The following is a 20,368-nucleotide window of genomic DNA, read 5'->3' on the forward strand; positions in this document are numbered from 1 at the left end:
CGGCCAGTACTCGATCCCCGGCGGCGTCAGCTCGACAATCCAGGTATCCCCCACGCCCAGGGGCGCGGTGATCGTGGGCGTGATCGTGGCGCCTCCCGGCAGGGTCAGGGCGGTGCCGTCGGTCAGCACCACCCCGGTCTGGCTATAGGCCGCCTCGGCCGTCTCGCCAAGGCCGGTGGCCGGAGCCGTCACGCTCACCTCGTTGCTGCCCGAAGGGCCGGCCGTGGTGCAGGTCACGCGCGCCAGCCGTCGGTTATAGCCGGTGTAGCCGGTGGTCACGGCATACGTCCACGCACCCACCGTCGTGCCCAGGGCGCGCGCGGCCGCCGCCACCGTGGCGGTGCCACTCAGCGCAACCCGGGTCCAACCCGAGGCCCGAAGCAAGACGTCAAAATGAGGCGGCACCGCCGGATCGCCCGACCCGATCGCCTCGTGCGCCCAGGTCAGAGGCCAGCGCCGTTGCCAGCCGTATTTTGCGCGAGCGCCCAGGTGCGGCTCGATCGTGTTGCGCGTCGCCTCCTGGGCATCGAGGCTGGGCAGGTCGGCGTCCAGCGCCAGCAACGCCGCAAAGGCGGCCGGGTCGGCGCCCTGGCCGTAGGCAGGCTCGATCGCCGCCAAGATCTCGCGGTTGCGTGTACTCAAGGCCATGGCTTAGCCCTCCGTGGGAGAGAGGTCGCCGCCACCGCGCCGCCGCCGCCCCTCGGGGGGCGCGGCCTCGGGCGGCGCGGCCTCGGGAGGCACGGCCTCGGGAGGCACGGGCGCGACGTCCGCCCCGGGCCGGGGCGGGGCGGTGGCGTCGTCGTGGACATAGGTCCCGGCGGGGCGGGTCATGGGGCACCTCTCAATCGGATCGATGTCGCGAAACTCAACGTCAGAAACACCGCGCCCTGACGGTCGGCCGCCGCCGCGCGCACCTGCTGGGCGCCGCCCCGGTAGCCGATCGGCGTCCAGCCCTCGGCCGGCACGCGGCCGTCCAGGGCCGCGATCACGCCGGCGCCAATCTCGCCCAGCGCCAGCCCCCGAGGCGTGGCCCGGGGCCGATCCACCAGCACCACCGCCAGCTCGGCGGCGATGCTGGTGGTGTGGACGGTGCGTGGGACTTGCCCGGCCGCCTCGCCCATCACCAGCACGTAGGCGGCGGGCAGGGTCTGGGGCAGGTCGCGAGCCGCTACCAGCGCCGCCAGGTCGTCGGCTTCCAGGGCCCGCCGCACTCCCGGCACGGCGGCCACGATCGGCAACAGGGCGGGGATCAAGGGGGCGGCAATCATGCCGTGGCCCTCGTGATCCACTTGGCCAGGATGTCCCCGGCCTGGGCCACGTCGGCGTCGGTCACCCCCAGGTAGGGCCGCGCGGGCATCGTGACCTGGCGCACCATGTGTACCGTCTCACCGATCGTAAACCGCAGATACTCGCCACTTTTGGGCTTGATTACACCGCCCAGTTGATGGATGCGCGCGTAAGCCCGGTTGCTGCCTTGCGTGACCTGGTCCGGCCCCGGCGCGTACGTGATGCTGTCGCGCAGGTGGCCGCGATCCTTGAGGGTATGGCCCTCGGTCAGGGCGCGGATCGATGGCGGCCACGGATTGCCGTCGGGGTCGGCGCTCAGATCGTCAAACCGCCGGTCGGTGGCGGCGCGCAGCAGCGCGCCCACGTCGGCCCACGCCGGCGTCATGTCACCCCCGGCCCGCGCGACCAGGGCATCAAGCCCCCGCGCCAGCGTCTCGGCGCCCTGAAGGGTGACGGATACACCGTCCATCATCAGTAATCCCTCAAGGTGTCGCAGGTCATGGCGCGGCGGCTGGATACCAGCACCGCCCCGCCTCCAACCGGCGTGCCGGAGGCCACGGGGGTAAGGGCCGTCTTGCCCGCCACCACGTCGCGCAGGTACTGGGTCGCATCCGCGTAGTCCTTGCCCACGCGACCATCGGGTTGGGCGTCGGCCGCCATGCGATACCGGGCCAGGGCAACACACACCGCCCGTGCCCGACCCTCGGGCAGCACGTACCGCCCGCCCAGGTATCCGTCGATCTCGTCGCTGGCCGCGTCCAGGCGCGCCGTCAGCCGGGCGGTGTCAATCCCGCCGCCCACCGCCGGCGCGTGGTCCTCGGCCTCGGCGGCGCCGACGGCGGCGATGTAGTCATCCGGGGTGGCGTAGGCCATGGATCTAGCCCTCCTTGGGCGCCGGGGCGCCCTTGCCCTTGGGAGCGGTCGGGTCGGGGGGCAAGGCAATTTCCTCCACCACCAGCATCGGCTCGGCCTTCAGGGCCGCGACTTGCTCGGCCGTCAGGGTCTCGGGGTTGAGGTCGGTGGGGGCAGTGTCCCAGGCGCGGCCAGCCCGACGAAACCCCGGGCGGCGCGCGCTCACCCGCAAGATCACGCCAGCCATGGCGTCACCAGCAGTTGGGCGGTGTTCTGATAGACATTGGTGGCCCCGGCCGCGTCGCGCTCCGCTTTCAGGACTTCAAGGCCCGCCTTCTCCAGGCTGGGCGGCACCACCAACAGCGAGGGGCGGATGTTCAGGGGCTTCCCCTGATCGCCCTTGATCGACATCATGGCCGCGCGCGCGGCGGCGTAGGTCTCGGTGGTCAACGCGGCCTTGCTGGCCTGCGCCACCTGCCACAGGCCAAATCCCGCGTTTACCCGCGCGTCCACCCCATAACGGTACGCCTTCCGTGCAAACACGGCCTCGTCGTCCACCTTGTCCATCGCCACGAACGTATAATCACGGCGCTTTTGGAAGATGACCGCGCGGATCGCCTTGGAGGTGTCCAGCAGGTACCAGGGGGTGCCCGTGCCGTCTTGCAGGTTGGACACGCTGACGGTTCCCCCGGCGCCATCAAGCACCGGATGATCGGTGTCGAAAAAATACTGCCCGTCGTAACAAGGAGTCGTGAACCCGGCCGCGAGAAGGCGGAAAACCAATTCGTCCGGGTGAGTCTTGGCGTCCTGGGCCATCTGGGTCACCAGAGGGCGATACACGCCCAGCTGGTCGTCCTCGATGTCGTCCCTGTTCACCTCAACCGTATTTTCGAACGGCTTGTTGACGATCGAGTATTGATGCGTGCCCAAATTCTGGATGACCCGATCCCCGATCCATTCTCGAAAGCGGGTCGTGGTGCCCAGCCAGGCGTAGGTCTGCTGACGGGTGGTGGAGGGCACCTCGGTGGCGATCTTGTCCCAGTCCGACGGCGCCGCGTCAAAGGCGCCCTGGTACAACACCTTGAAGCTGGTGGTGATGGCGGACAGGCTGGCTTGATTGACAATCATGGATCAGACCTCCACCCACACGCCCAGGGAGTCGATATCGCGGATCACGCCGCACGCCGACCGCCCGGTGGCGGTGGCCGCCACGGTCTGATCGTCAACGGCATGGGCCGGGTCGCCCAGGTGCGCCCGGGTGATGTCGCCGGCGTTGGCCCAGCGGAACACTCCACGCTCGACCACGACGGTCGCGGCGCCGTCCGTGGCGCCCCCCGTCGCGGACCGGGCGGCCCGACCGGCGGGGGTCAGGGTGGTGGCCTCGCTTGCCGGCACGGCCCAGCCGTCGGCGTCCAGCATCACCAGGGCGCCGGCAAAGATCACCGCGCCGGCCTTGATCGGATACCCATACGTCTTGCCATCGCGCGATGGCGTGTCGCGGTCGCTGGTCAGGGCCGCCATCGCTTACTCTCCCTTGTCGGTGGCGGCCCTTGCCGCCTTGGTGGGGTCCAGGCCCAGTTGGGCGCACACCGCCGTCAACGTCGCATCGGGGACGGACACGCCCCCCGGCGCCGGGCCGGGCGGTGCCACCGCTCCCGGCGGCACCAGAACCGGCGCCGCCGACGCCCACGCCGTGAAGCCTTGCTGGTCCTTGGCGGCGTAGCCCATCGCCCACTCGCGCATCGCCGGCGTGACCTTGCCCTGGGCCTGGGCTTGCGCCACCAGCCGCTCGGCCGCGTCGGCGTCCAGGCGTCCGCGCATCGCCGCCAGATCGGCCGACAGCGCGCTGAATTGACTCATGGGCACGTATTGCCCGGGGTCGGGCGGGGCCCCGCGCGCCTGGGCGGTGGTAACGATCTGGTCGGGCGGGGCCGTGTCCGGCAGGCCCAGGGCCCGCGCCACCGTCGTCAGCGTGGCGGCGCCCTGACGGGCTTGCGCCGCCACGGCGGCGATCTGGTCGGGCGAGGTCGTGTCGGGCAGGCCCAGGGCCGCGCACACGGCGGTAAGGGGCGGGGGATCGGCGGTCGGTGTCGTGGTCAAGGGGGCCTCCTGTGCGGCCAGCGCGGTCAGCACGGCCAGATTGGGGATGTTGGTCAGTCCGGCCATGCGCAACTTCAAGATAGCGCCGCCGGTGTCGTGGTCGAACACGGGGGAAAGGTAGCGGTACTCGCGGGCGCTCAGGTGCGCCGCCGCCGCCGTGGTCCACTCAACCCGACCCCAGATGCCATCGGGTCGGGCGTCCAGGGCCTTGATCCAGCCGGCCGCGATCGGCCGGCGCCCGTTGGGCAAAATGGCGTCGTGGTCGTAATCGATGGGCAGGTCCACGCCGGTACCGCTGGCGGCAATCACCCGCGCGGCGTGCGCGGTGTCGCGCAGCACGTAGGGCCCGCGCCCGTCCACGCCGCGCACCCGGCCCATGGGGATCAGGTGCACCCACTCCGGTGGCGCGCCCTGATCGGGCAAGGCCATGGCGCACACGGCGGTCAAGACGGGCGTGGACATGCGGGCGGGCTCCCTGGGGTGTCTTGATCACACCGTGCCAGGGGCGCGCGCCCATGCCGACCTCAAGGGCTTGAGGCCGGGCTTTAAGGGTGGGAAAGGGAGAGGGGGGATAGGGCGGCCCGCAACAGCGCCGCTGACGGGGGTCTGACGGGGGCAGCGTTCGCGCTTGGCCCCAGGGCTAGGCAACCCTACCCCCGGAAGGCGCCGCGCGCCAGGGGCGGATTTTTCGGGGGGCCCACCCCGGCATTGCCCCCCGGGCGGCGGCGCGGTATATTAATCCTCAGTGATCGCCCTATGCCGGAGCCGCTGCCGGCCGTCCTAGGGGGGCGATCCTTCTCGACCCGGCGGGGGCAGCATCGCCGGGTCACCCTCCCTCATCCGGTCGACGCCAAAGCAGGACCCCGTGCCGTTGGTCCTCGGTTTGCGAGTCACGGGCCGACGGGTGAATGGTGATGCCCGTCCACCCCACGGATGTCCACTCGAACGCCGCCACCAGCCCCGCTATCGGCTGCGATCCCTCAAAGCGGAAAACCTCCGCGAACCGGCGCAGGTAGCGGCGGCGCAGGATTGGCCCGCCCTTGGCCATGAACCAGTCAAGCCAGATTTCGTCGGGGTCCTGGAGGGCATACGCCAGCAACGGCAAGACCAGGTGACGACCGTTCTTGTCCACCTTCCAGGCCGTTGCGGCCGGGTCCGCGCGCCGCGCGATCGCGGTCGCCTTGCGATCGACGAATAGACTATCGCCGATCGCCAGCAAATTTCCGGCGGCGTCTCGAAAAGGCACCGGGCGGCCAAGGTCCGCGCCAAACACCCCCAAAAACGCCTTGATGTACGCCTCGTCCCCCAGCCCGTCCGCGAGCGGCGTCGTCACCTCGGGCGGCGCCGGGCGGGGGGCGGGAAGAGGGGGGGTGTTAAAAATCGGCCGCGCGGGCGCGGCGGGGGGCGGCAGTGGCCCCGACAGCGGCGGCGGCACGGCACCGTCAAGCCATGACTCTCCGACGTTATAGTCAAACCCCGGATCAATGCCGCGTGGCGTCTCCCAGATCTCGACCGACCCATCCGCCAGCGTCACCGGGCGCGACACTATCTCGTCGGCCGGCACCTGGTCCTCGGGCGTCGGGCTCAAGCCGTACCGCGCCAGGTCCCGCTCGGTCAGCGACTGCACGGAGCAGCGGCAGTTCCAGCCATTGGGGGGATAGTGCGTGCGCCACCACGGGTGGTCATGCGGCAGCGTGGTCCCGTGCCACGCCGCGTGGTCGGGGCGGGTTTTGTTGTCGTGTACGGCCACGTAGCGCAGATACAAGGTCCGGCCAAACTTGGCCTCGCGCTCCGCCTGGGCCGCGATTTGCTCCCAGCGCCCCGCCGCGTGGGCCATGCGTAAGTTCGTGTCGTAGATCAACGCCGCCCTCCACCGTCTTTCGCCACGGAAGTCCCAGCCATGATGCGCGACGATGGCGTCGAAGTCCTCCAGGAAATCGGCCCGGGTACGGCCCGCCTTGAAGGTGGCGGTCAAGGCGCGGTGCATGTCCGACAGCAAGGCGTCACGCGTGGCGCCGGCCATCACGAAGGATCGCGCGTGCGCCCCCCCCTTGATGTCGCTCCACGCCCGGGTGGGCAGGCGGACCTTCGTCTCGAAAAACCGGATTGCCTCGCCGAACGACAGGCCCTCGGGCAACACCTCAGGCATCCCGCCCCCCGTCCACCACCCCGACCGCTCCTTCCAGGGCCTGGGCAACCATGGCGTCTTGCAGCAGGGCTTGCAGCGTGTCCAGCCCGGTGTCCGGCGTCAGCGCCGACAGGCGATCGATCGCCGTTTCCAGGTCCGGCGAGGTTTCAACGATGCGCCGCACCTCGCCCAGCCAGCCCTCCACCAGGGGGGCGCTGGCTCCCAGGGCCTGGATCACGGCGCGGTCGGTGTCGTCAACGGCCCCCTTGGGGGGCAAGCGCGCCTGGGCCGCCGTCACCACCGGGCCCGGCAACGGGGCGGCTGGCGCCAGCACCTCCTCGTCGGGGTCGGGGTCGGCCAGCCCCAACTTGTCGCGCACCTCCGACATCGACACCCGCAGACCCAGGGGCACCAGCACCTGCAAGGCGCCCGTCAGTTGGGCAAGGTCGGTCTCCTCGGGCCGGCCAATGCGGATGCGAGGATAAGCCTCGCGAGGACCCAAGTTCAGGTCGATCAAGGGTCGGACCAGATCGCGGTTCAAGGTGCCCGCCAGGGCCTTGGCGTCAGCCCGCTCGATGTCGCCGCGCACGCCGTCGTGGACCTTGCCCACGGCGTAGCCGCCGGCGATGGCGTCCGTGGTGCCTACCTGCCCAAGGACCAGCTTCGAAACCTGCTGGTCCCAGTAGGTCACCATCCGCTCGTACAACTCGCCGGTGGATTGGGATTGGGTGGCCACGAACTCGATCGTCATGCCCTCGGGGATGATCGCGGCCGCGTCCTGGGCAATGTCACGCACGGCGCGCAACAAGGTGGCCTTGTCCGCCTCGCTGGCACCGGGATCGTACTTGCCTAGCCGCAAGGGGTGCCCGTACACCTCACAAAAAATCAGCCATGCCTTGAGATCGAACGACTTGAAGCACCACGCCCACGCCGCCGCGCGCGCGAGGCCGGAGCGCAAGGGGATGCCGGTTTTGAACCGCCCCCGGTGCGTCACGAATTTCCACGCGGGCAAGGGGGTGTCGCTGCCGTTATCGGCAATCAACTGCGGCGTCTTGCCGTCGGTCCTGGAAAACCGGAACCACGCCGGGTCGCGCGCCTCCAGGCGGGGCCACAGCCGGCGCCCGCCCGCCGAGGGCTCCCACAGGATTTCGGCGACAGCGTACCCCTTGCCCAGGGCGTCGAGGAGGTCGAAAAGATCGTCCTCCAGGTCGTCGCGCCCCAGCCACTCCCGCGCCAGGTCGGCCGCCGCCACGTCGTCGCGGGCATCGCTGACGGCCTCGACAACGACGGGCAGTTGCGATACCTGGCGTTTGCGCACGCCCAGCACGGCCGCGTAATGCAAGTCGCGCTCCTCGATGTCGTCGGCCAGGGCCAGGTAGGCGGCGCCGTCCCCCTGGTCGGCCGCCCGCAAAAGCCCCGCCACCTTGCGCGGTGTCACGTCCGACCCCACCAACTCGCGCCAGGGCGAGCGCACCCCCGTCACCGTGGGGCCGCTGATCTCCTCTCGTAGGGCCTTGCGGCGGATCGGCAGGCCATCGGGCCCATACAGCACCGGGGGCATGGGTGGGGACTCCTTATCAATAAGTGCCCCGGCCAAACAGGCCGGGAGCGTCGTCGTCCTGGTCGTCATCAACAGGGGTGGAGGGAGCGGCGGCTGGCGTGTAGTTGTAACCGCGCGCCCCTTCGGCGGCGGCGGCCAAGGCCAAGAACAACGCCCACGCCCGGTCGGCGTGGCCCGAGGCATCCCGCCCCGCCACCAGGCGCGGCGCGCCCGTCGGGCCGGCCACCCGCTTGATCTTCCGCAAATCAGCTTTCAGGGCTGGGTCGTCCGGGATGCGCACCACGCCGCGCTCGAACGCATCCCGCGCGGCCTGCGCCACCGCCAGGCGCCGGTCCCCCGACATGATGACGCCTTCCACCCGGCTCCCGTGGGCCCGGCGCATCTCCTCCACCGGCATTTCGCCGATGCCTGTCTGGTCGGCGGCAAGGCGCAGGATGCGGTAATCAGCCATCAAGCCGTCAATGGTCGCCAGTTGCTCCCTGAACGGTGCGTCCGACAACACAATCTCGGAGCGCAGCCACAAGACGACCCCGGTGCGCTCCAGTACCGTGGCCACCCACCGGTCGCGCCGTCGGGCAATGTCATTGCCCGCGAAACAGGCGCCGCCAGCGTACAGGGCGGGGCGGCCGGCATCCGCGTGGACCGCCGCCTCAATGTGGGCGCCGGCGATCCAGGCGCCCCCCGTGACATTCGGAATACAGTTTAGTTCTTCGTCGGCGCCGTCGCCGTACTGACGGATAATCCCCTCGCGCCACCGCGCTTCGTCGGCGCCATCCCACGGTTGCCCGCGCACCAAGCAGATGCGCCGGTATAAGCCGCTGGCCAAGGCGTCGTCGAAGGTCACTCGGACAAACCCATATCCCTTCTGGCCGGCCTTCGCTTCCTGGACCAGGGTCGCGTAGGGATTTTCGGCGCCGTTGTGGGTCGATATCACCACCACCTTGCCGCCCCAGATCAACAGGGCCAGGGCGGCCTTCAGGACTTCTTCCAGGTTGTCGTGAAACGCGGCTTCGTCGAGGATTACCTTGCCTTGTCGTCCACGCAGTCCCCGGGGCGTGGACGACAAGGCCACGACCTCGTAACCCGAGGCAAACACAATCCGGAACGCCAGAATGTCCTTGTCACCATCCTTGAAAACGATCTCTTCCACCGCGCTGGCCGCCTTGTCGAACAGGCGTGCCCAGGCCGCGCAGGTGTCGATGAACTCCCGCGTCATCTCCTTTTCGTAAGCCAGATAATACACATCCATGCCACCGGCGGAGCGTTCGGCGGCGGCGGTCAAGGTGGCGTCGGCGGCTGTCGCCCAGGTAAAGCCGATGCGCCGGGATTTCTCGACCACCGTAACATCGTGCTTGGCGACCACGTCCAAATAGCCGGATTGGTACGGCAGCAGCAGGGGCTCGCCGGTCAGGCGCCGACGCAAGTCCGGGTCGGGGAGACGGCCTATGTGGCTCACCCGCCCACTCCCAGGAAATCGGCCTTGAGCTGGGCGATGGTGTCGGCCGACAGACCGCGCCGAGGGCCGGCCGTTTCGATTAGCGCCGCCGCGCGGGATGCCGCCACCTTGGCGACCCGCTCCTCGAAATCCTGATCCAGCCGGGCGGCCCGGGCCATTTCGGCCAATCCCTTGCCCAGCAAGGCCACCTCTTTCGCGTCCAAGGCTTCGCCATCCTGGGCCTTGGTGACGAAATCAAACACCAGCCCGCGCGCCATCTCGACCAGCAGGCGGCCCTGCTGTCCCTCGGCCGCCGCTTCGCCTAGCTCCGTGGTCAAGGCTTTGGTCACTTCCCGCGTTTGACGCAGGCGTTCTGCGACTTGCGCATAACCCTTGGAATACCGCCCAACCGCCGAGCGGCTGATGTCGTACCCTTGCCCCTCCAGCCACAAGCAGAGGCCATCCACGGTCAACCGCCCGGTCCCCAGCAGCCTGTTAAACTCAGCCAACGCCTCGGGCGGCAATTCCATCTCGATGCGCGATTTCCGGGGCACGTCACACCCCCGGGCGCGGGCGCTTGACGCCCGGCACCACCGCGCGCCCCTGCGCCACGTCCAGGCCGCGCCCGGTCAGCGCCACCACCGTGACCTTACCCCCACCCAGGCTTTCAGCCGTCACCAGCCCTTGCTCGGCCAGCCACGCCACGTCCGCCTCCACCACGTCTCGGGCCACGCCGTGGCCCAGGTCGGCCAGCGCCGACGCCAGCACGGACGTATTCAGGCGGTAGTCGGCATCCTCGGCGGTCAGCCGCACGATGCACAGGCGCCGATCCTCACGCAGGCGATCCGCCAGGGTCATCATGGCCGCCGCTCCCCCTGCAAATGGTGCTCCGTCAGCATGTCCACCACGCGCTCCAATCGGCTGGTCAGCCCCTGGGCACCATCCAGTTGGCCGCCCAACCTGGCCACATCGGCGCGCAGGTCGCTCAGCTTGCTTTCAAGGGCTTGCATGTTGGCCTGACTGGGCAGGGCGCCGATGGACGCTTCGAGCGCCGCAAAGCGACGCTCCCCCCGGTCCAATCTTTCCGACACCTCCTCAACCCGCGCGTCGTGGGCGCCACGCCACGCCGCTTCGTGCTCGGCGTGGCGGTCGAGGGCCTCACGAGTCACGAAGATACGCGACAAACGCCACAACACGGCGCCGCCCAACGCGGTCACACCCAGGCTGATCACCGGCACGGTCTGCACCACCACGTCCCACGCCTCCCGCGCCGTCATCGCCCCCCCTTCCGGCCGCGCCCGGCCCCCACCAAGCTCGTTACCGTCTCCCACACCGTGGGCGGGGGGCTTCCGGCGGCCACCTGCTTGTCGCGTGTGCGGCTTTGCACGGCCACCCCCAGCACCGTCAGCGCCACGCCCCATTGCAAGGTGAGGGCTCCGGCCAGGTCGGAGGCGCCCGTCAGCAGCGCGGTAACGGCTGACACCTCGCCGCGCAGCGTGGCCGCCACGGCACCGGTCAGGCAGGCCAGCACGCCCAGCCCTTGAAGCGCCCAGGTGGCGGCGGTCACGTAGCCCCAGGTGGGGCGCCACCGGCGGACATAGGCGTCCTCCGACCGGGTTTCGGCGCGGGCGGTATCGTTGATGGTTTGCAGCCGCGCCGTCTCTTCGCGGGCCAGGGTGGCCTCCAGGTCCATCAGCGCCTCTTGCACCCGCGCGGCCGCCTCAGGGTTGGCCTGCGCCGCCGCCAGCGCCGCCTCGGGGGTGGCGGTGCCGGTGGCCGCCTGGGCCACGTCCACCACCCGGGCCGCCACGGCGCCGGCGTCGTCGCCCAGGATCTTGCCCGCCAGCCACGGCGCCGCCACCTTGGCCAGCGCCAGCGCCGCCGGAATCAACAGGGGGATCATGGGGCGGCCCTCCCGCCCGGCGGGTAGGACAACTCGGGCAGCCACCTCGCCCGGCGCGTCCAGCCCCGCAGGTAGCGCGCCCGCGCCGGCTTGCGGTCCACCAGACCCTGGTAATAGCTCTCTTGCGCCTCGGCCATGGCGGCCAGCAGGGCCTTGGTCATAGTGGGAGATTGTACCCACATCGGGGCTTGCACAGCCGCCAGCGTGCGCGGCCCCAGCAGGCCATCCTCGGTCAGACGAGGCTGCACGCGCTGGGCATTGAGGGCCTGCTGGAGCATCCGCACCGCCCGGCGCTGGCCTACATTGATCGCCGTGTCAAACAGCTTGATCGCGATAGGCGGCGGCATCTGCGGGCACCGCAGGGGCGCCCACCACTCCTTATAATACAAGGCGCCCGCCTGGGCCGGCGTCAGCGCCCGGACATCATCGGCGTCCACGTCGCCGTCGCCATCGATGTCTCCGGCGTCGTCGTCCAGCAAGCACAGCCAGCGGAGCGAGATCCCCCATTGGGTCGCGCCGCCGGGGTCGTGGGGGTCGTCCACGTACCCCCCCTCGTGTGCCAGCACGGCAGCCAGGGCGGCTGCCCAAACAGGATCGTGGGGGATGATGGGGGTGTCGTCGTCTTGCATCGCGCGGCCCCTCCGGCGGGTGTCGAGGGGGTCAGGATGCGGGCCGGCGCCAAGGCCGGCGACCTCAAGCCCTTGAGGCCGGCTCCTTGTGGGCAGCGGGCGTCGCGAACAGGTCCATCTGGCGGGTGTCGGCAGTCGGCCCCTCGGCCAGCACCTGATACACGCGGGCCTCGCTCACGCCGGCCGCCGTGGCGATGTCGCGCCGCTTGCGGCCGGTGGCAGCCAGCGCGCGGATTGTCGCGCGGGTGGTGGCCACCCGGCAAGAGGGGATATACACGCGCCCGCCGCCGGCCCACGCCACCAGCGCCGCCGCCACCGCCGGTCCCAGGCGCCGCGCCAGCTCGTGATCGGCCGGCAGGGTCGCGGGCACGGGCACCCAGGTGCCGCCATAGGCGCGCACGATCACCCAGGCCGCCTCGGCGCCCACCGCCTCGATCAGCTCCACCGCGCCGGCCGGCAGATCCGCCGGTAGGTCCAGATCCCGGGTCATGCCGTCCCCCGCGCCCGCCACGCCTTGAGGGCCTCGACGCAGGCCCGCGCCTGCGCCACCGTCAGCCAGTCGGGGTCATCCACGCCCGTCTGACGCCTCACCCACGCCCGGCAGGCCCGGCCCGATCCATCCTTAATCAACCCGGCCTCGTGCAGCCCGCGCCACAGTCCAAAGATCAGCCGCACATCGGCCCGCGCGCTGGTCGGCCGCCGCCACGCCTTGCCCTGCGCTCCCGGTCCGCGCAGCCGGTCATACTCGGCCAGCACCGCGCGCATCTGGGGGGGCGTCATATCCTTGCTGCTGTCCAGGCCCGTCACCCGGCGCATCAGGTCCCGCCGGGCCTCCTCATCCAGGCCCAACTCGCGCGCCCCGGCATGGATCGCCCGGCGCAGGGCGGCGGTATCGTCCAGGTCACGGTGCATCACGACAGGCATCCTCCAGGGTTAGGGGGCGCCCCGGTCCTCGGGGGTTGGGGCGGGCACCAGCTCGGGGTGGGCCGCCCAGGCGACCAGCAGCAGGGCCAGCGCCGGGTACGAGCCCAGGTGGTTAAGCTGGTGTGAGACCGTGGCCGGCGTTGTCTGCCGGCCGTCGGTCCGGGCCGCCGTGAGCACCCGGCCCAACTGGGCCTGGGACACGCCCAGCATGCGCAGGAGGGCCCTCGCGCCCTCTGGGTCAAGGCAATCCGCCATATCCGTCACTCTTTGACGGCCGCCTTGGCGGCTTCGCGCGCGATCAGGGCCAGCATTTCCTCCAGATCATGCGCCGGCAGCTCCTTGGCGTCGCTCTCAAGAGCGACGTCATACACTCCGAGGCGCTCTACCAGCACGCGCCCGTGGCCGAGGTACGAGACCCGCTTGCGGCCCGACCTCCAGGTGTCGCCTGGCCTCAGCCCGACGGCCAGGCGCTCGGTCAGGGCCTGAGATGAGTATCGATACCCCGGGACCCGCTCGATCGCGGCGCGGGCGGCGGCGGCCAGCGCCACCGGGTCCCGGGCCAGCAGGGGCAGGGCCGCCGGATCGGGCACGGCCACGGGCGCGGGCGCGGACACCCATCGCCCCCAGTCGCTCCGCAGGCGCCACGCCAGGGGCTCGGGCTCGGCGCGGCGATTGTCGATCCACCACGTGGCCGGGGTCGCCTGGGCCAGCAGCAGCTCGGCATAAGCCCGCTCGGCGTCGGACCCGGCCAGGGCCAGCAACCGGGGGACCACCGCCCCCCGGATCTCGGTGGCCCAGGAGACTTGCTTGGGGCTCCCGGTGAGTTGGATCATTTTTTGACCTCCCTCGACTTATTGGTATTGGCCATGCGCGCGGACTCATCCAGCAGCGCTCCGTACATCCGGCGACATTGCCATGCGTCATAATGCCGGCGCAGGGCGTCGCCCCACCCCCTCACCGCCCACTGGACCGCCTTGGCCGCGGCCCTGGCGGTCTCCACGGCGGTGGTCCGCCAATGGAGCAGCCACAAGGTCCTCTCGATACGCGGAGGGAGGCGCCGGTAGCGGCGGGGGCCGCCCGTGTAGCAATACTGGGGCCTACATACCCAGTAGCCCGGGAGACCGGGCCGCGTAACAACACTGACGCACGCCGACAGTCGCGCTGGGCCGGCGCGGTCCACCCGCCGGCTGTAACTCCACTGGGCGAGAGCTGAACACTCGGGGTCGGGTGGGGTAACCAGCGGGCAAAACCTCACGGACATGGATCGCGTCGCTTGCATGATAAGCCTCCTGTGGTGTTGACGGGAAAAAGTTACCTTACAGATAACGCCGTGTCAACGGGTATGTTATCGAATCGATAACGCTCGCCACCACCGGCAGGCTGGCGCGCGGGCCAGCACGTCCGACCCGCGCCCGCACGTCCAGGTGCGCTGGGTAAGTCGGCACTTGGACCACCCCCGCCCGCGCACCCGGTGTGCGCAACTGGCGCACGTCTCGCCTGCCGGACCCGTGCCGGGCGGCCCGGCGTAGCCCTTGGGCCGCGCCGTCCGCGAGCGGGCGGACCGTGCCGGAGGGCACAGCGCCCCGAACAGATCCACGTCGCTCATCACCAGAACCTCTTGCGCTTGCCGGCCTGGGCTGGCGCCTCGGGCCGAGGCGGCGGCGCCACCTTGCCCAGAGCGTCCTCGATGTGCGTCACGCCGGCCGCCCAGCCCGGCGGGCACTTGGTGACCCCCCCGGTATACGCGGCCAGCGCCTGGGCCCGGGCGTCCAACACCGGGGCGGGAGTCGAGGCGGAGGGAGGCACCGCCACCGGCGCCGGCGCCGTGCCGATCAGGCGATACCGGCACGGCACAACCTGATCGTCACGCGCAACCAGGCCATCCCGTACCAGGGCGTGCAGCGTGTTGTGCACGCTGCCACGCGGCACGCCGGGCGCAAGCCGCCGCACCTCGGCGGCCGTCCCGGCACCCCGGCACACGGCCTCCAGCACCGCGCCTCGCGTGCCCCCGACGTGCGGCCACGGCACGCACGCTTCAAGGACGGGGGTCGGTGCATCACCATCGGGCGCCGGCGCCTCAAGGGCCGGGCTTGGCGCATCAAGGGCCGGATCTGGTGCATCGTCAGCCCTTCCCGGCGCATCACCATCGGGTTCCGGCGCCTCCACAAGGGCGGGCGCCGGTGCCCCCTCGACCCAGGCCAACGCCTGCCCCAGGGTGGCAACCAGGCACTCCGGCCGCCCCACGCACACCGGCGCGACGGCCCGCAACACGGCAAGGCGCAGTGTGGTGGGGGTCATGATCCGCCCTCCCTACGCCGCCGCCAGATCAACGGTGATCGCCTGCCACGGCGCTTGCGGATCGGCGCGCCGGTAAAACCGGATGTAGCTCTTGCTGCCCACCACCCGGATGCTGTCAGTGATGGCGTCCATGGCCCGGCGCCAACGCTCGTCGTCGATTTCGACTCGGCGCAGCGCCAGCACCGCGTCGCGGCTGACCTGCCCCTCCTTGTCCGGCCTGAAGGCATGCTCCACCAGGGCGCGGATCTCGGCCCGCGCCCCCTCGCTCCAATCCACGATGCACTCGTCGATCAACGCCTTGGCGATCTGCAACTCGGGCCCAAACGTCAGCCGGTCGGCCACCGCCACCTGCACCTTGAAGCACCCGTCGTAGCTGGTCAGGGTGATGTTGCCCTTGGCGCCGCCAATCCTGGCGCCGTACTGATCGGCCGCGAGGGCCAAAAGCGAGGCGACGTCGTCAAACGAGTGCCCCCGGAAGCGGGCAATCTGGCCGCTCAAGGTCTCCGCGTGGCCGATCAAGGCGCGCACAGCCTGATCCATCAGCAGGTCCAGCGGCTTGACCAGGTGCTCCGGCACCAGCCGCCCCTTGGCGTCGCGCAGGTACCCGTCGGGCACGGTCGCGGGGGATGTATCGCTCGTCATCATCAATGCTCCAGGGAGGGAGGGAGAGGGCTGGCCGCCGGCAGGCAGGCCAGGGTGTCCAGCACGCGCAGCGCGGCCGGCAGGCGGTCGGGGTGCCGAGCGGCGATGATCGCCAGGGCGTCGTGTCCGCGCGTCAGGTCGGGCCCGGCGCTGACGGGTGCGGGGGCCTCGCGCGGCCACACCCGCAGGCCGTCGCTCGCCACCGCCAGCGCCAGCGCCAGCACCAGTTCAGACTTCGGGCCCGCCAGCCCGTGCCCTTGCAGGGCGGCGCGGGCCAGGGCCTGGGCCTGGGCCGGTGTCGGGCTCGCCGCCACCGGCCGCAGGACGTCGTCCACGCGCGCCATCAGCACCTGGCGCTGGGCGGCCGTGTCGGCATCCGTGATGGTTAGCAAGCCCCGCCCGGCGCCGATGTCGCGCCAGGCTATCGCTTGCCCGCGCGCGGTGCCACCGCCCGGCAGGGGCAGGGCCACGATCCCGCCCAGCCGCAAGGAGGGTTCGTGTCGATCGCTCATCCGCCGGTCCTCCTCGCTACCGTGATGGGGATCACCCGCGCGCCCGGCGCCACCACGTCCGCCGGCGCCGTCGCGTCCGCCGGACCGGCGCCGCGCCCATCCAGGCCGGCGGCCTGGATCAGCCGCTGCTGCGCCACGGCCGCCGCGTGGGCGTGCTCCAGCGCGCACAGCAGGGCCATGGCCGTGCGCTTGGGCACAGTGATGGTGGGGCCCGCGCCTGCGCCCCCCACCAGATCGCCCACCACCTTGTGGGCCACGGCGAGGATCATCGACAGACCGCCAGGGTCCAGGGCGGGCAGCGGGCAAGGGGGGGCACTACTCATGGGGAGCGTCCTTATCCTGGATGAGGTAATGGGGGCACGCCCGGCAGGCGCGATACATCGCCACCCGCTGGCCGTTGGTTGCGACCAGTACGTGGGCCTTGGCCTGCCAATCGGCGCAGACCTCCGGCGCCATCTCGGCACCGAGTCCCGGGCAGATCCTGACGTCCAGCGCCGCCAGGACCCGGGCAGCCATGGCATCGGTGCTGACGGCAGGGTACGTGCCGCTCAGCAGCGACGAGGCGGCCGCCCTCGATATGCCGACTCGCCGGGCGGCGGCAGCGATGGAGCCGCGCCCGGCCTCGGCCCGCAGCAGCGCCAGCCAGCGGGGTTCGGGGATGGGCGCGCTACTCATGCTCCCGCCCCTCGATCACGCCCTCGCCCACGTGGGCGCGCAGGTTCTGGTCCCACACCGCCTTGATGCGTTGGATCTGCGGCGGCAACGGCCCTGTGTTGTTGATCAGGCGATACACCGTCAGGTGTCCCGTGCCCACCTTGTGCCCCGGGCGTCCGGGCTCCACCACCGCCAGATACCCGGCGCGGTCCAGCGCCCGCAGGTAGGCCCGCGCGGTGTCCAGCGCCACCGGGTGCTCCTCGGTGCTCGCCGTCACCGCCAGCTCGCGCGCGTCAAGGGCCGAGGCCATGCGCAGCACACGCCACATCTGCTCGGTGCCCAGCGAGTGCTGGGCCGGGCTCCCATCCCGGCGCAGGCGCGGCGCTTCGGGCCCGGGGTCGCGCAGCAGGCGGTAGCGCACCCCGTCGCCTTCCTCGCGCGCCACGATCCCGGCCGCTTCCAGGCATCGCAAATAGGTGCGGATCGTCGATTTATGCGCCTCGGCGCTGCCGTCCAGGATCTCGGGCAGGCTGGCGCTGGCCCCGCCGGCGGTCAGGGCCCGCAGCGTCTCCCAGATGCCTTGTCGCCCGCGCGGCACCCGCACCGACAGCCGGGCCATGTCGTCCACTGGCCGGCGTCCCATCACTCGGCCCTCCGCCGGCCGGGCACCTGCCCCGTGTACAGCTCGCGCGCGCCCCAGGTGGCGGCGTCCACCGCGCCCCACCCCTGCACCGCCGCCTCGTCGGCCACCTTTTGCAAGTTCACCGCGACGCGCCGCGCCCGCCCGCCCGATGCCCGCACCAGGGCCTCCAGCAGGTCCGGCGCCAGGGCCAGCCCGGGGTGATACAGGCGCGCCAGCACCGCCGCGTCGTCCACGCTCATCGGCTGCGCCGCCTCGGCCACCAGGATGCGGTTGTGCACGCGCTCCGACCGCTGGGCGATCAGGCTGGGCGCCAGCTCCTCGCCAATCAACGCCATGGGCGCGCCCGACTTGTCATGCACCTCGCGCAGCGTTTCCAGGTATCCGCGCCTGATGATGTGGTCGCACTCGTCCACGATCACCGGCCGCGTCACCAGCGCCAGCGCCTCGATCGCCTGTTCCACCATGTCGGCCGCCGTGCCCCGGGGCTGCCGCCCCAGCTCGGCCAGCAACGCCCGCAAGAATTTGGCCTTGGTCCACGACTCGCCAACCTCAAGGTAATAGGCGCGGTGTTTGTTTGCGGCGTACCGCGCCGCGAAAGTCTTGCCATAGCCGGAAAAACCGTAAAACAAGCCCAGGCCCGGCAAATGGCGCGGCCGCTCAACGAGTCGCGCCATCACCGAGCCAAACAGGGCCACGTTCGTGAGCGGCGCGATCGTGCTATTGACAGGGGGGGCAGTGTCGGACATATCCATCCTCTGTTGATCCATCCTTGGTGTGTGGCCCGGGGTTGGTTGGTTCTCAATCCGGGTCCGGTTCAAGCGCTCGCCACCGCCGTTTCCTCCGGCAGGTACAGCGCGCCAAATTCGCGGTGCATCTCCTCTTGCGTGCGGTATTCCGGGGTCCGGCGGTATCCGTCGGCCCAGGTCAGGGCGGCCGTGTCCACCGGCCGCCCACCCGCGTGGGCCGCCGTGATCATCAGGCACTTGCGGTATCTCTCCTTCGCCGTGGCCGGCACCCCGGCCGCGATCGCCGGCGCCGCCATTTCGGCGCGCAGGTCGGCCAGGGCGCGGGTGGTGTCGGCCGACACCATCGGCACCACCACCGCGTCGGCGGTCAGGGCCGGCAAGGCGTCTTCGTCTCGCGCGCGGCGCAGGTCCACGGCGGTGGCGCGGGTAGCGCGGGCCTGGGCGATGTCCTCGGCCGGCTGGTACGGCGTGGCGTTGCCGTCGCGGATCGCCTCGCAGATCAGGCGGCCCTCCAGGTCGCGCACCCACACCCGGCCCAGGTCGTGGGCGTCGTAGCACACCTGCACCCGCGTGCCGTGCAGGTCGCAGTCCTCCAACACGCGGCTGTAATAGCTGGCCCCGCCCAGGCTCACGGTCGCCCGGCGCACCGTGCGCTCCTCGTGCGGCCTGAACAGGTCGCGCGCCTCTTCGGGCGTCACCCGCACCGGGGCCACCCCTTGCGCCTCGGCATCCACCATCTTGGCGGCCCACGCCTCGGCCGGCGTCTGATGGCGCATTTTGCCCGTGTCCGGGTCGCGCACCTTGGGCAGCGCCGAGTGCGGCCGCGCGTTGTAGCGGGCCTGCATCGCATCGACCCAGGCTATAAAATCGTCCCACGGCTGGATGATCGGGCTGGACCCGTACAGGCGCAGGTCCCGGCGCGAGGTCTTGTAGGCCAGGTGCCGGGCCTGCCGATCCATGTCGGCGCCCATGTAGGCCATTGATTCCTTGGCCGGGGCAACAAGGGCCGTCTTATGAAAGCGCTCGATCACCCCCCGCGCTTGGGAGTTGTAGGGGATCGAGTGCTTCGGTGTGACCCCCAACCGCCCCAACAGCCCGGTCACCGGCGCCGAGTGCGCGCGGTTTCTGAAACCGCACCCGTTGTCTACATACCATATGGCAGGCACGCCGTAAGCCAGGATGGCCGCCCGCAGCGCCGCCGCCACCAGCCACGCGGCTTCGTCCAGCCACGCCGACCAGCCCACCCACAGCCGCGTGGCCACGTCCACGATGCCGATCACTTCCGGCCGCGCCGGCTTGCCGGTCAGCGGGTGCATCACCTCGCGGTCCAGGCAATGGCCATCGGCCGTCCACACGTCGCCGGGTAGCAGGTGCTCAAAGATCCGCACCCGGTGCGCCCGCAACGATTTCAGCTCACGGGGCCCCATCCGTCCCATGTTGCGGGCCAGCGCGCCCAACGAATTGATAAACCGCCGCGCCTGGTCGTAGCTCGGCGCCGGCCCGGTCCCCTCGGGCCACAGGGCCAGGGCGGCGGCGATCGCCGGCTTTTGCGGGCGCCGATACAGCTCCAGCAGCGTCGGCGCCCACGCCGGCCAGTCCGGCGCCGCCGGCGCCGCCGGCGCCAGGGCAACCACGCCCCCCGTGTCCCGCTCGCGCAGCCATCTATACAAGCTGCTGTAAGACAGCGTGCGGGTACCCGTCTTGCCGCCGCGCGCGTTGGCGGCCGGAATCATCACGGCCAGATCGGCGCGCAAGGTGCCGGCCTTGGCGTGGTCCAGCAGCACCAGCACCGCCTGCCGCGCCGTCAGCCCCCCGTCCGCTTGCAGGCGGTCGATCTCGGCCAGCAGCGCCGAGCGCGCCGCCATCGTCGCCCGCGCCGCGTCCGTCAGACGGCCGGGGTCGGCTGACACCGGGGCCGCTTCGGCGGCCGCCGCAAGATCCCCCGCCACCCGCCGCCGCGCCAGCGCCACCCGCGCCCCCTCCGGCAGCGCCGAGGCCGGGTACTCGCGCCCGCCCCCCCGGCCCGACCGCTCCCGCGACGGCCAGGACTCGCG

At 71.1% G+C, this 20,368-nt stretch carries 30 protein-coding genes; all 30 read right to left on the reverse strand.

All coding sequences use genetic code 11. The features are described 5' to 3' along the window. On the reverse strand, positions 1-648 hold a 648-nt coding region (locus tag ROR02_RS12100), incomplete at its 3' end, for a hypothetical protein (RefSeq protein ID WP_147164286.1). Positions 649-651: 3 nt separating this feature from the next. Then, the gene (locus ROR02_RS16645; protein WP_170245097.1) at positions 652-831 is read right to left on the reverse strand and encodes a hypothetical protein; all 180 of its coding nucleotides are present in this window, start codon (positions 829-831) and stop codon (positions 652-654) included. Next, entirely contained in the window at positions 828-1,268 is a 441-nt protein-coding gene (locus tag ROR02_RS12105) for a phage tail terminator protein (RefSeq protein WP_147164287.1), read from the reverse strand. The genes ROR02_RS16645 and ROR02_RS12105 overlap by 4 nt, the downstream gene beginning before the upstream one ends. Then, positions 1,265-1,759 (reverse strand): phage virion morphogenesis protein, encoded by a 495-nt coding sequence (locus tag ROR02_RS12110; protein WP_147164288.1) that lies wholly within the window; start codon positions 1,757-1,759, stop codon positions 1,265-1,267. Before ROR02_RS12110 ends, ROR02_RS12105 begins: the two co-directional genes overlap by 4 nt. Continuing rightward, positions 1,759-2,160, reverse strand: coding sequence for a phage protein Gp36 family protein (locus ROR02_RS12115; RefSeq protein ID WP_147164289.1), 402 nt, complete (start codon positions 2,158-2,160; stop codon positions 1,759-1,761). Before ROR02_RS12115 ends, ROR02_RS12110 begins: the two co-directional genes overlap by 1 nt. 4 nt (positions 2,161-2,164) lie before the next feature. Next, complete coding sequence (locus tag ROR02_RS12120) at positions 2,165-2,386, reverse strand: HI1506-related protein (RefSeq protein ID WP_147164290.1); 222 nt, start codon at positions 2,384-2,386, stop codon at positions 2,165-2,167. Then, positions 2,374-3,267 (reverse strand): Mu-like prophage major head subunit gpT family protein, encoded by an 894-nt coding sequence (locus ROR02_RS12125; RefSeq protein WP_147164291.1) that lies wholly within the window; start codon positions 3,265-3,267, stop codon positions 2,374-2,376. The genes ROR02_RS12120 and ROR02_RS12125 overlap by 13 nt, the downstream gene beginning before the upstream one ends. 3 nt (positions 3,268-3,270) lie before the next feature. Beyond that, the gene (locus ROR02_RS12130; protein ID WP_147164292.1) at positions 3,271-3,660 is read right to left on the reverse strand and encodes a hypothetical protein; all 390 of its coding nucleotides are present in this window, start codon (positions 3,658-3,660) and stop codon (positions 3,271-3,273) included. A gap of 3 nt (positions 3,661-3,663) precedes the next feature. Continuing rightward, complete coding sequence (locus ROR02_RS12135) at positions 3,664-4,701, reverse strand: phage protease (RefSeq protein ID WP_147164293.1); 1,038 nt, start codon at positions 4,699-4,701, stop codon at positions 3,664-3,666. Positions 4,702-5,065: 364 nt separating this feature from the next. Continuing rightward, positions 5,066-6,388 (reverse strand): PBECR2 nuclease fold domain-containing protein, encoded by a 1,323-nt coding sequence (locus tag ROR02_RS12140; protein WP_147164294.1) that lies wholly within the window; start codon positions 6,386-6,388, stop codon positions 5,066-5,068. Then, the gene (locus tag ROR02_RS12145; protein WP_170245098.1) at positions 6,381-7,928 is read right to left on the reverse strand and encodes a DUF935 domain-containing protein; all 1,548 of its coding nucleotides are present in this window, start codon (positions 7,926-7,928) and stop codon (positions 6,381-6,383) included. The genes ROR02_RS12140 and ROR02_RS12145 overlap by 8 nt, the downstream gene beginning before the upstream one ends. 16 nt (positions 7,929-7,944) lie before the next feature. After that, a complete protein-coding gene (locus tag ROR02_RS12150; RefSeq protein WP_147164296.1) occupies positions 7,945-9,384 on the reverse strand; it encodes a phage terminase large subunit family protein in 1,440 nt (479 codons plus the stop codon). After that, positions 9,381-9,917 carry a DUF3486 family protein gene (locus ROR02_RS12155; RefSeq protein WP_147164297.1) on the reverse strand — a complete coding sequence of 179 codons (537 nt, stop codon included), beginning with the start codon at positions 9,915-9,917 and terminating at the stop codon, positions 9,381-9,383. Before ROR02_RS12155 ends, ROR02_RS12150 begins: the two co-directional genes overlap by 4 nt. A gap of 1 nt (position 9,918) precedes the next feature. After that, the gene (locus ROR02_RS12160) at positions 9,919-10,224 is read right to left on the reverse strand and encodes a VpaChn25_0724 family phage protein (RefSeq protein ID WP_246135526.1); all 306 of its coding nucleotides are present in this window, start codon (positions 10,222-10,224) and stop codon (positions 9,919-9,921) included. After that, complete coding sequence (locus ROR02_RS12165; protein WP_147164298.1) at positions 10,221-10,640, reverse strand: DUF2730 family protein; 420 nt, start codon at positions 10,638-10,640, stop codon at positions 10,221-10,223. Before ROR02_RS12165 ends, ROR02_RS12160 begins: the two co-directional genes overlap by 4 nt. Then, positions 10,637-11,266, reverse strand: a complete 630-nt coding sequence (locus tag ROR02_RS12170) for a 3TM-type holin (RefSeq protein ID WP_147164299.1) — start codon at positions 11,264-11,266, stop codon at positions 10,637-10,639. The genes ROR02_RS12165 and ROR02_RS12170 overlap by 4 nt, the downstream gene beginning before the upstream one ends. Further along, positions 11,263-11,895 carry a glycoside hydrolase family 108 protein gene (locus tag ROR02_RS12175; RefSeq protein ID WP_147164300.1) on the reverse strand — a complete coding sequence of 211 codons (633 nt, stop codon included), beginning with the start codon at positions 11,893-11,895 and terminating at the stop codon, positions 11,263-11,265. The genes ROR02_RS12170 and ROR02_RS12175 overlap by 4 nt, the downstream gene beginning before the upstream one ends. Before the next feature lie 64 nt (positions 11,896-11,959). After that, positions 11,960-12,385, reverse strand: a complete 426-nt coding sequence (locus ROR02_RS12180; RefSeq protein ID WP_147164301.1) for a Mor transcription activator family protein — start codon at positions 12,383-12,385, stop codon at positions 11,960-11,962. Beyond that, complete coding sequence (locus ROR02_RS12185) at positions 12,382-12,807, reverse strand: gp16 family protein (RefSeq protein WP_246135529.1); 426 nt, start codon at positions 12,805-12,807, stop codon at positions 12,382-12,384. The genes ROR02_RS12180 and ROR02_RS12185 overlap by 4 nt, the downstream gene beginning before the upstream one ends. A gap of 21 nt (positions 12,808-12,828) precedes the next feature. After that, complete coding sequence (locus ROR02_RS12190) at positions 12,829-13,074, reverse strand: hypothetical protein (protein ID WP_147164303.1); 246 nt, start codon at positions 13,072-13,074, stop codon at positions 12,829-12,831. A 5-nt stretch (positions 13,075-13,079) separates the two neighbouring features. Continuing rightward, complete coding sequence (locus tag ROR02_RS12195; RefSeq protein WP_147164304.1) at positions 13,080-13,652, reverse strand: hypothetical protein; 573 nt, start codon at positions 13,650-13,652, stop codon at positions 13,080-13,082. A gap of 512 nt (positions 13,653-14,164) precedes the next feature. Then, positions 14,165-14,425, reverse strand: coding sequence for a hypothetical protein (locus ROR02_RS12200; protein WP_147164305.1), 261 nt, complete (start codon positions 14,423-14,425; stop codon positions 14,165-14,167). Continuing rightward, positions 14,425-15,117, reverse strand: coding sequence for a hypothetical protein (locus ROR02_RS12205; RefSeq protein ID WP_147164306.1), 693 nt, complete (start codon positions 15,115-15,117; stop codon positions 14,425-14,427). Before ROR02_RS12205 ends, ROR02_RS12200 begins: the two co-directional genes overlap by 1 nt. A 12-nt stretch (positions 15,118-15,129) precedes the next feature. Continuing rightward, positions 15,130-15,762, reverse strand: coding sequence for a DUF3164 family protein (locus ROR02_RS12210; RefSeq protein ID WP_246135527.1), 633 nt, complete (start codon positions 15,760-15,762; stop codon positions 15,130-15,132). Continuing rightward, positions 15,762-16,271 (reverse strand): hypothetical protein, encoded by a 510-nt coding sequence (locus ROR02_RS12215; protein WP_147164307.1) that lies wholly within the window; start codon positions 16,269-16,271, stop codon positions 15,762-15,764. The genes ROR02_RS12210 and ROR02_RS12215 overlap by 1 nt, the downstream gene beginning before the upstream one ends. Further along, positions 16,268-16,594 carry a hypothetical protein gene (locus ROR02_RS12220; RefSeq protein WP_147164308.1) on the reverse strand — a complete coding sequence of 109 codons (327 nt, stop codon included), beginning with the start codon at positions 16,592-16,594 and terminating at the stop codon, positions 16,268-16,270. The genes ROR02_RS12215 and ROR02_RS12220 overlap by 4 nt, the downstream gene beginning before the upstream one ends. Continuing rightward, complete coding sequence (locus tag ROR02_RS12225; RefSeq protein WP_147164309.1) at positions 16,587-16,946, reverse strand: helix-turn-helix domain-containing protein; 360 nt, start codon at positions 16,944-16,946, stop codon at positions 16,587-16,589. Before ROR02_RS12225 ends, ROR02_RS12220 begins: the two co-directional genes overlap by 8 nt. Beyond that, complete coding sequence (locus ROR02_RS12230) at positions 16,939-17,568, reverse strand: helix-turn-helix domain-containing protein (protein WP_147164310.1); 630 nt, start codon at positions 17,566-17,568, stop codon at positions 16,939-16,941. Before ROR02_RS12230 ends, ROR02_RS12225 begins: the two co-directional genes overlap by 8 nt. Further along, on the reverse strand, positions 17,568-18,314 hold the full coding sequence (locus ROR02_RS12235; protein ID WP_246135528.1) for an AAA family ATPase: 747 nt from the start codon (positions 18,312-18,314) through the stop codon (positions 17,568-17,570). The genes ROR02_RS12230 and ROR02_RS12235 overlap by 1 nt, the downstream gene beginning before the upstream one ends. Positions 18,315-18,382: 68 nt before the next feature. Next, positions 18,383-20,368, reverse strand: a 1,986-nt coding sequence (locus tag ROR02_RS12240) for a Mu transposase C-terminal domain-containing protein (protein ID WP_147164312.1), incomplete at its 5' end; no start/stop codon positions are given.

This window comes from Pararhodospirillum oryzae (assembly GCF_007992075.1).
GTDB classification, from domain to species: domain Bacteria; phylum Pseudomonadota; class Alphaproteobacteria; order Rhodospirillales; family Rhodospirillaceae; genus Pararhodospirillum; species Pararhodospirillum oryzae.

Coding starts and splice junctions, on each gene's coding strand:
- ROR02_RS12185 (WP_246135529.1), bottom strand. CDS start 12,807: ATGCACCGTGACCTGGACGATACCGCCGCCCTGCGCCGGGCGATCCAT.
- ROR02_RS12180 (WP_147164301.1), bottom strand. CDS start 12,385: ATGACCCGGGATCTGGACCTACCGGCGGATCTGCCGGCCGGCGCGGTG.
- ROR02_RS12200 (WP_147164305.1), bottom strand. CDS start 14,425: ATGAGCGACGTGGATCTGTTCGGGGCGCTGTGCCCTCCGGCACGGTCC.
- ROR02_RS12120 (WP_147164290.1), bottom strand. CDS start 2,386: ATGGCTGGCGTGATCTTGCGGGTGAGCGCGCGCCGCCCGGGGTTTCGT.
- ROR02_RS12165 (WP_147164298.1), bottom strand. CDS start 10,640: ATGACGGCGCGGGAGGCGTGGGACGTGGTGGTGCAGACCGTGCCGGTG.
- ROR02_RS12110 (WP_147164288.1), bottom strand. CDS start 1,759: ATGATGGACGGTGTATCCGTCACCCTTCAGGGCGCCGAGACGCTGGCG.
- ROR02_RS12235 (WP_246135528.1), bottom strand. CDS start 18,314: ATGTCCGACACTGCCCCCCCTGTCAATAGCACGATCGCGCCGCTCACG.
- ROR02_RS16645 (WP_170245097.1), bottom strand. CDS start 831: ATGACCCGCCCCGCCGGGACCTATGTCCACGACGACGCCACCGCCCCG.
- ROR02_RS12160 (WP_246135526.1), bottom strand. CDS start 10,224: ATGATGACCCTGGCGGATCGCCTGCGTGAGGATCGGCGCCTGTGCATC.
- ROR02_RS12195 (WP_147164304.1), bottom strand. CDS start 13,652: ATGATCCAACTCACCGGGAGCCCCAAGCAAGTCTCCTGGGCCACCGAG.
- ROR02_RS12115 (WP_147164289.1), bottom strand. CDS start 2,160: ATGGCCTACGCCACCCCGGATGACTACATCGCCGCCGTCGGCGCCGCC.
- ROR02_RS12140 (WP_147164294.1), bottom strand. CDS start 6,388: ATGCCTGAGGTGTTGCCCGAGGGCCTGTCGTTCGGCGAGGCAATCCGG.
- ROR02_RS12125 (WP_147164291.1), bottom strand. CDS start 3,267: ATGATTGTCAATCAAGCCAGCCTGTCCGCCATCACCACCAGCTTCAAG.
- ROR02_RS12190 (WP_147164303.1), bottom strand. CDS start 13,074: ATGGCGGATTGCCTTGACCCAGAGGGCGCGAGGGCCCTCCTGCGCATG.
- ROR02_RS12175 (WP_147164300.1), bottom strand. CDS start 11,895: ATGCAAGACGACGACACCCCCATCATCCCCCACGATCCTGTTTGGGCA.
- ROR02_RS12135 (WP_147164293.1), bottom strand. CDS start 4,701: ATGTCCACGCCCGTCTTGACCGCCGTGTGCGCCATGGCCTTGCCCGAT.
- ROR02_RS12220 (WP_147164308.1), bottom strand. CDS start 16,594: ATGAGTAGTGCCCCCCCTTGCCCGCTGCCCGCCCTGGACCCTGGCGGT.
- ROR02_RS12215 (WP_147164307.1), bottom strand. CDS start 16,271: ATGAGCGATCGACACGAACCCTCCTTGCGGCTGGGCGGGATCGTGGCC.
- ROR02_RS12210 (WP_246135527.1), bottom strand. CDS start 15,762: ATGATGACGAGCGATACATCCCCCGCGACCGTGCCCGACGGGTACCTG.
- ROR02_RS12205 (WP_147164306.1), bottom strand. CDS start 15,117: ATGACCCCCACCACACTGCGCCTTGCCGTGTTGCGGGCCGTCGCGCCG.
- ROR02_RS12170 (WP_147164299.1), bottom strand. CDS start 11,266: ATGATCCCCCTGTTGATTCCGGCGGCGCTGGCGCTGGCCAAGGTGGCG.
- ROR02_RS12230 (WP_147164310.1), bottom strand. CDS start 17,568: ATGGGACGCCGGCCAGTGGACGACATGGCCCGGCTGTCGGTGCGGGTG.
- ROR02_RS12105 (WP_147164287.1), bottom strand. CDS start 1,268: ATGATTGCCGCCCCCTTGATCCCCGCCCTGTTGCCGATCGTGGCCGCC.
- ROR02_RS12145 (WP_170245098.1), bottom strand. CDS start 7,928: ATGCCCCCGGTGCTGTATGGGCCCGATGGCCTGCCGATCCGCCGCAAG.
- ROR02_RS12130 (WP_147164292.1), bottom strand. CDS start 3,660: ATGGCGGCCCTGACCAGCGACCGCGACACGCCATCGCGCGATGGCAAG.
- ROR02_RS12225 (WP_147164309.1), bottom strand. CDS start 16,946: ATGAGTAGCGCGCCCATCCCCGAACCCCGCTGGCTGGCGCTGCTGCGG.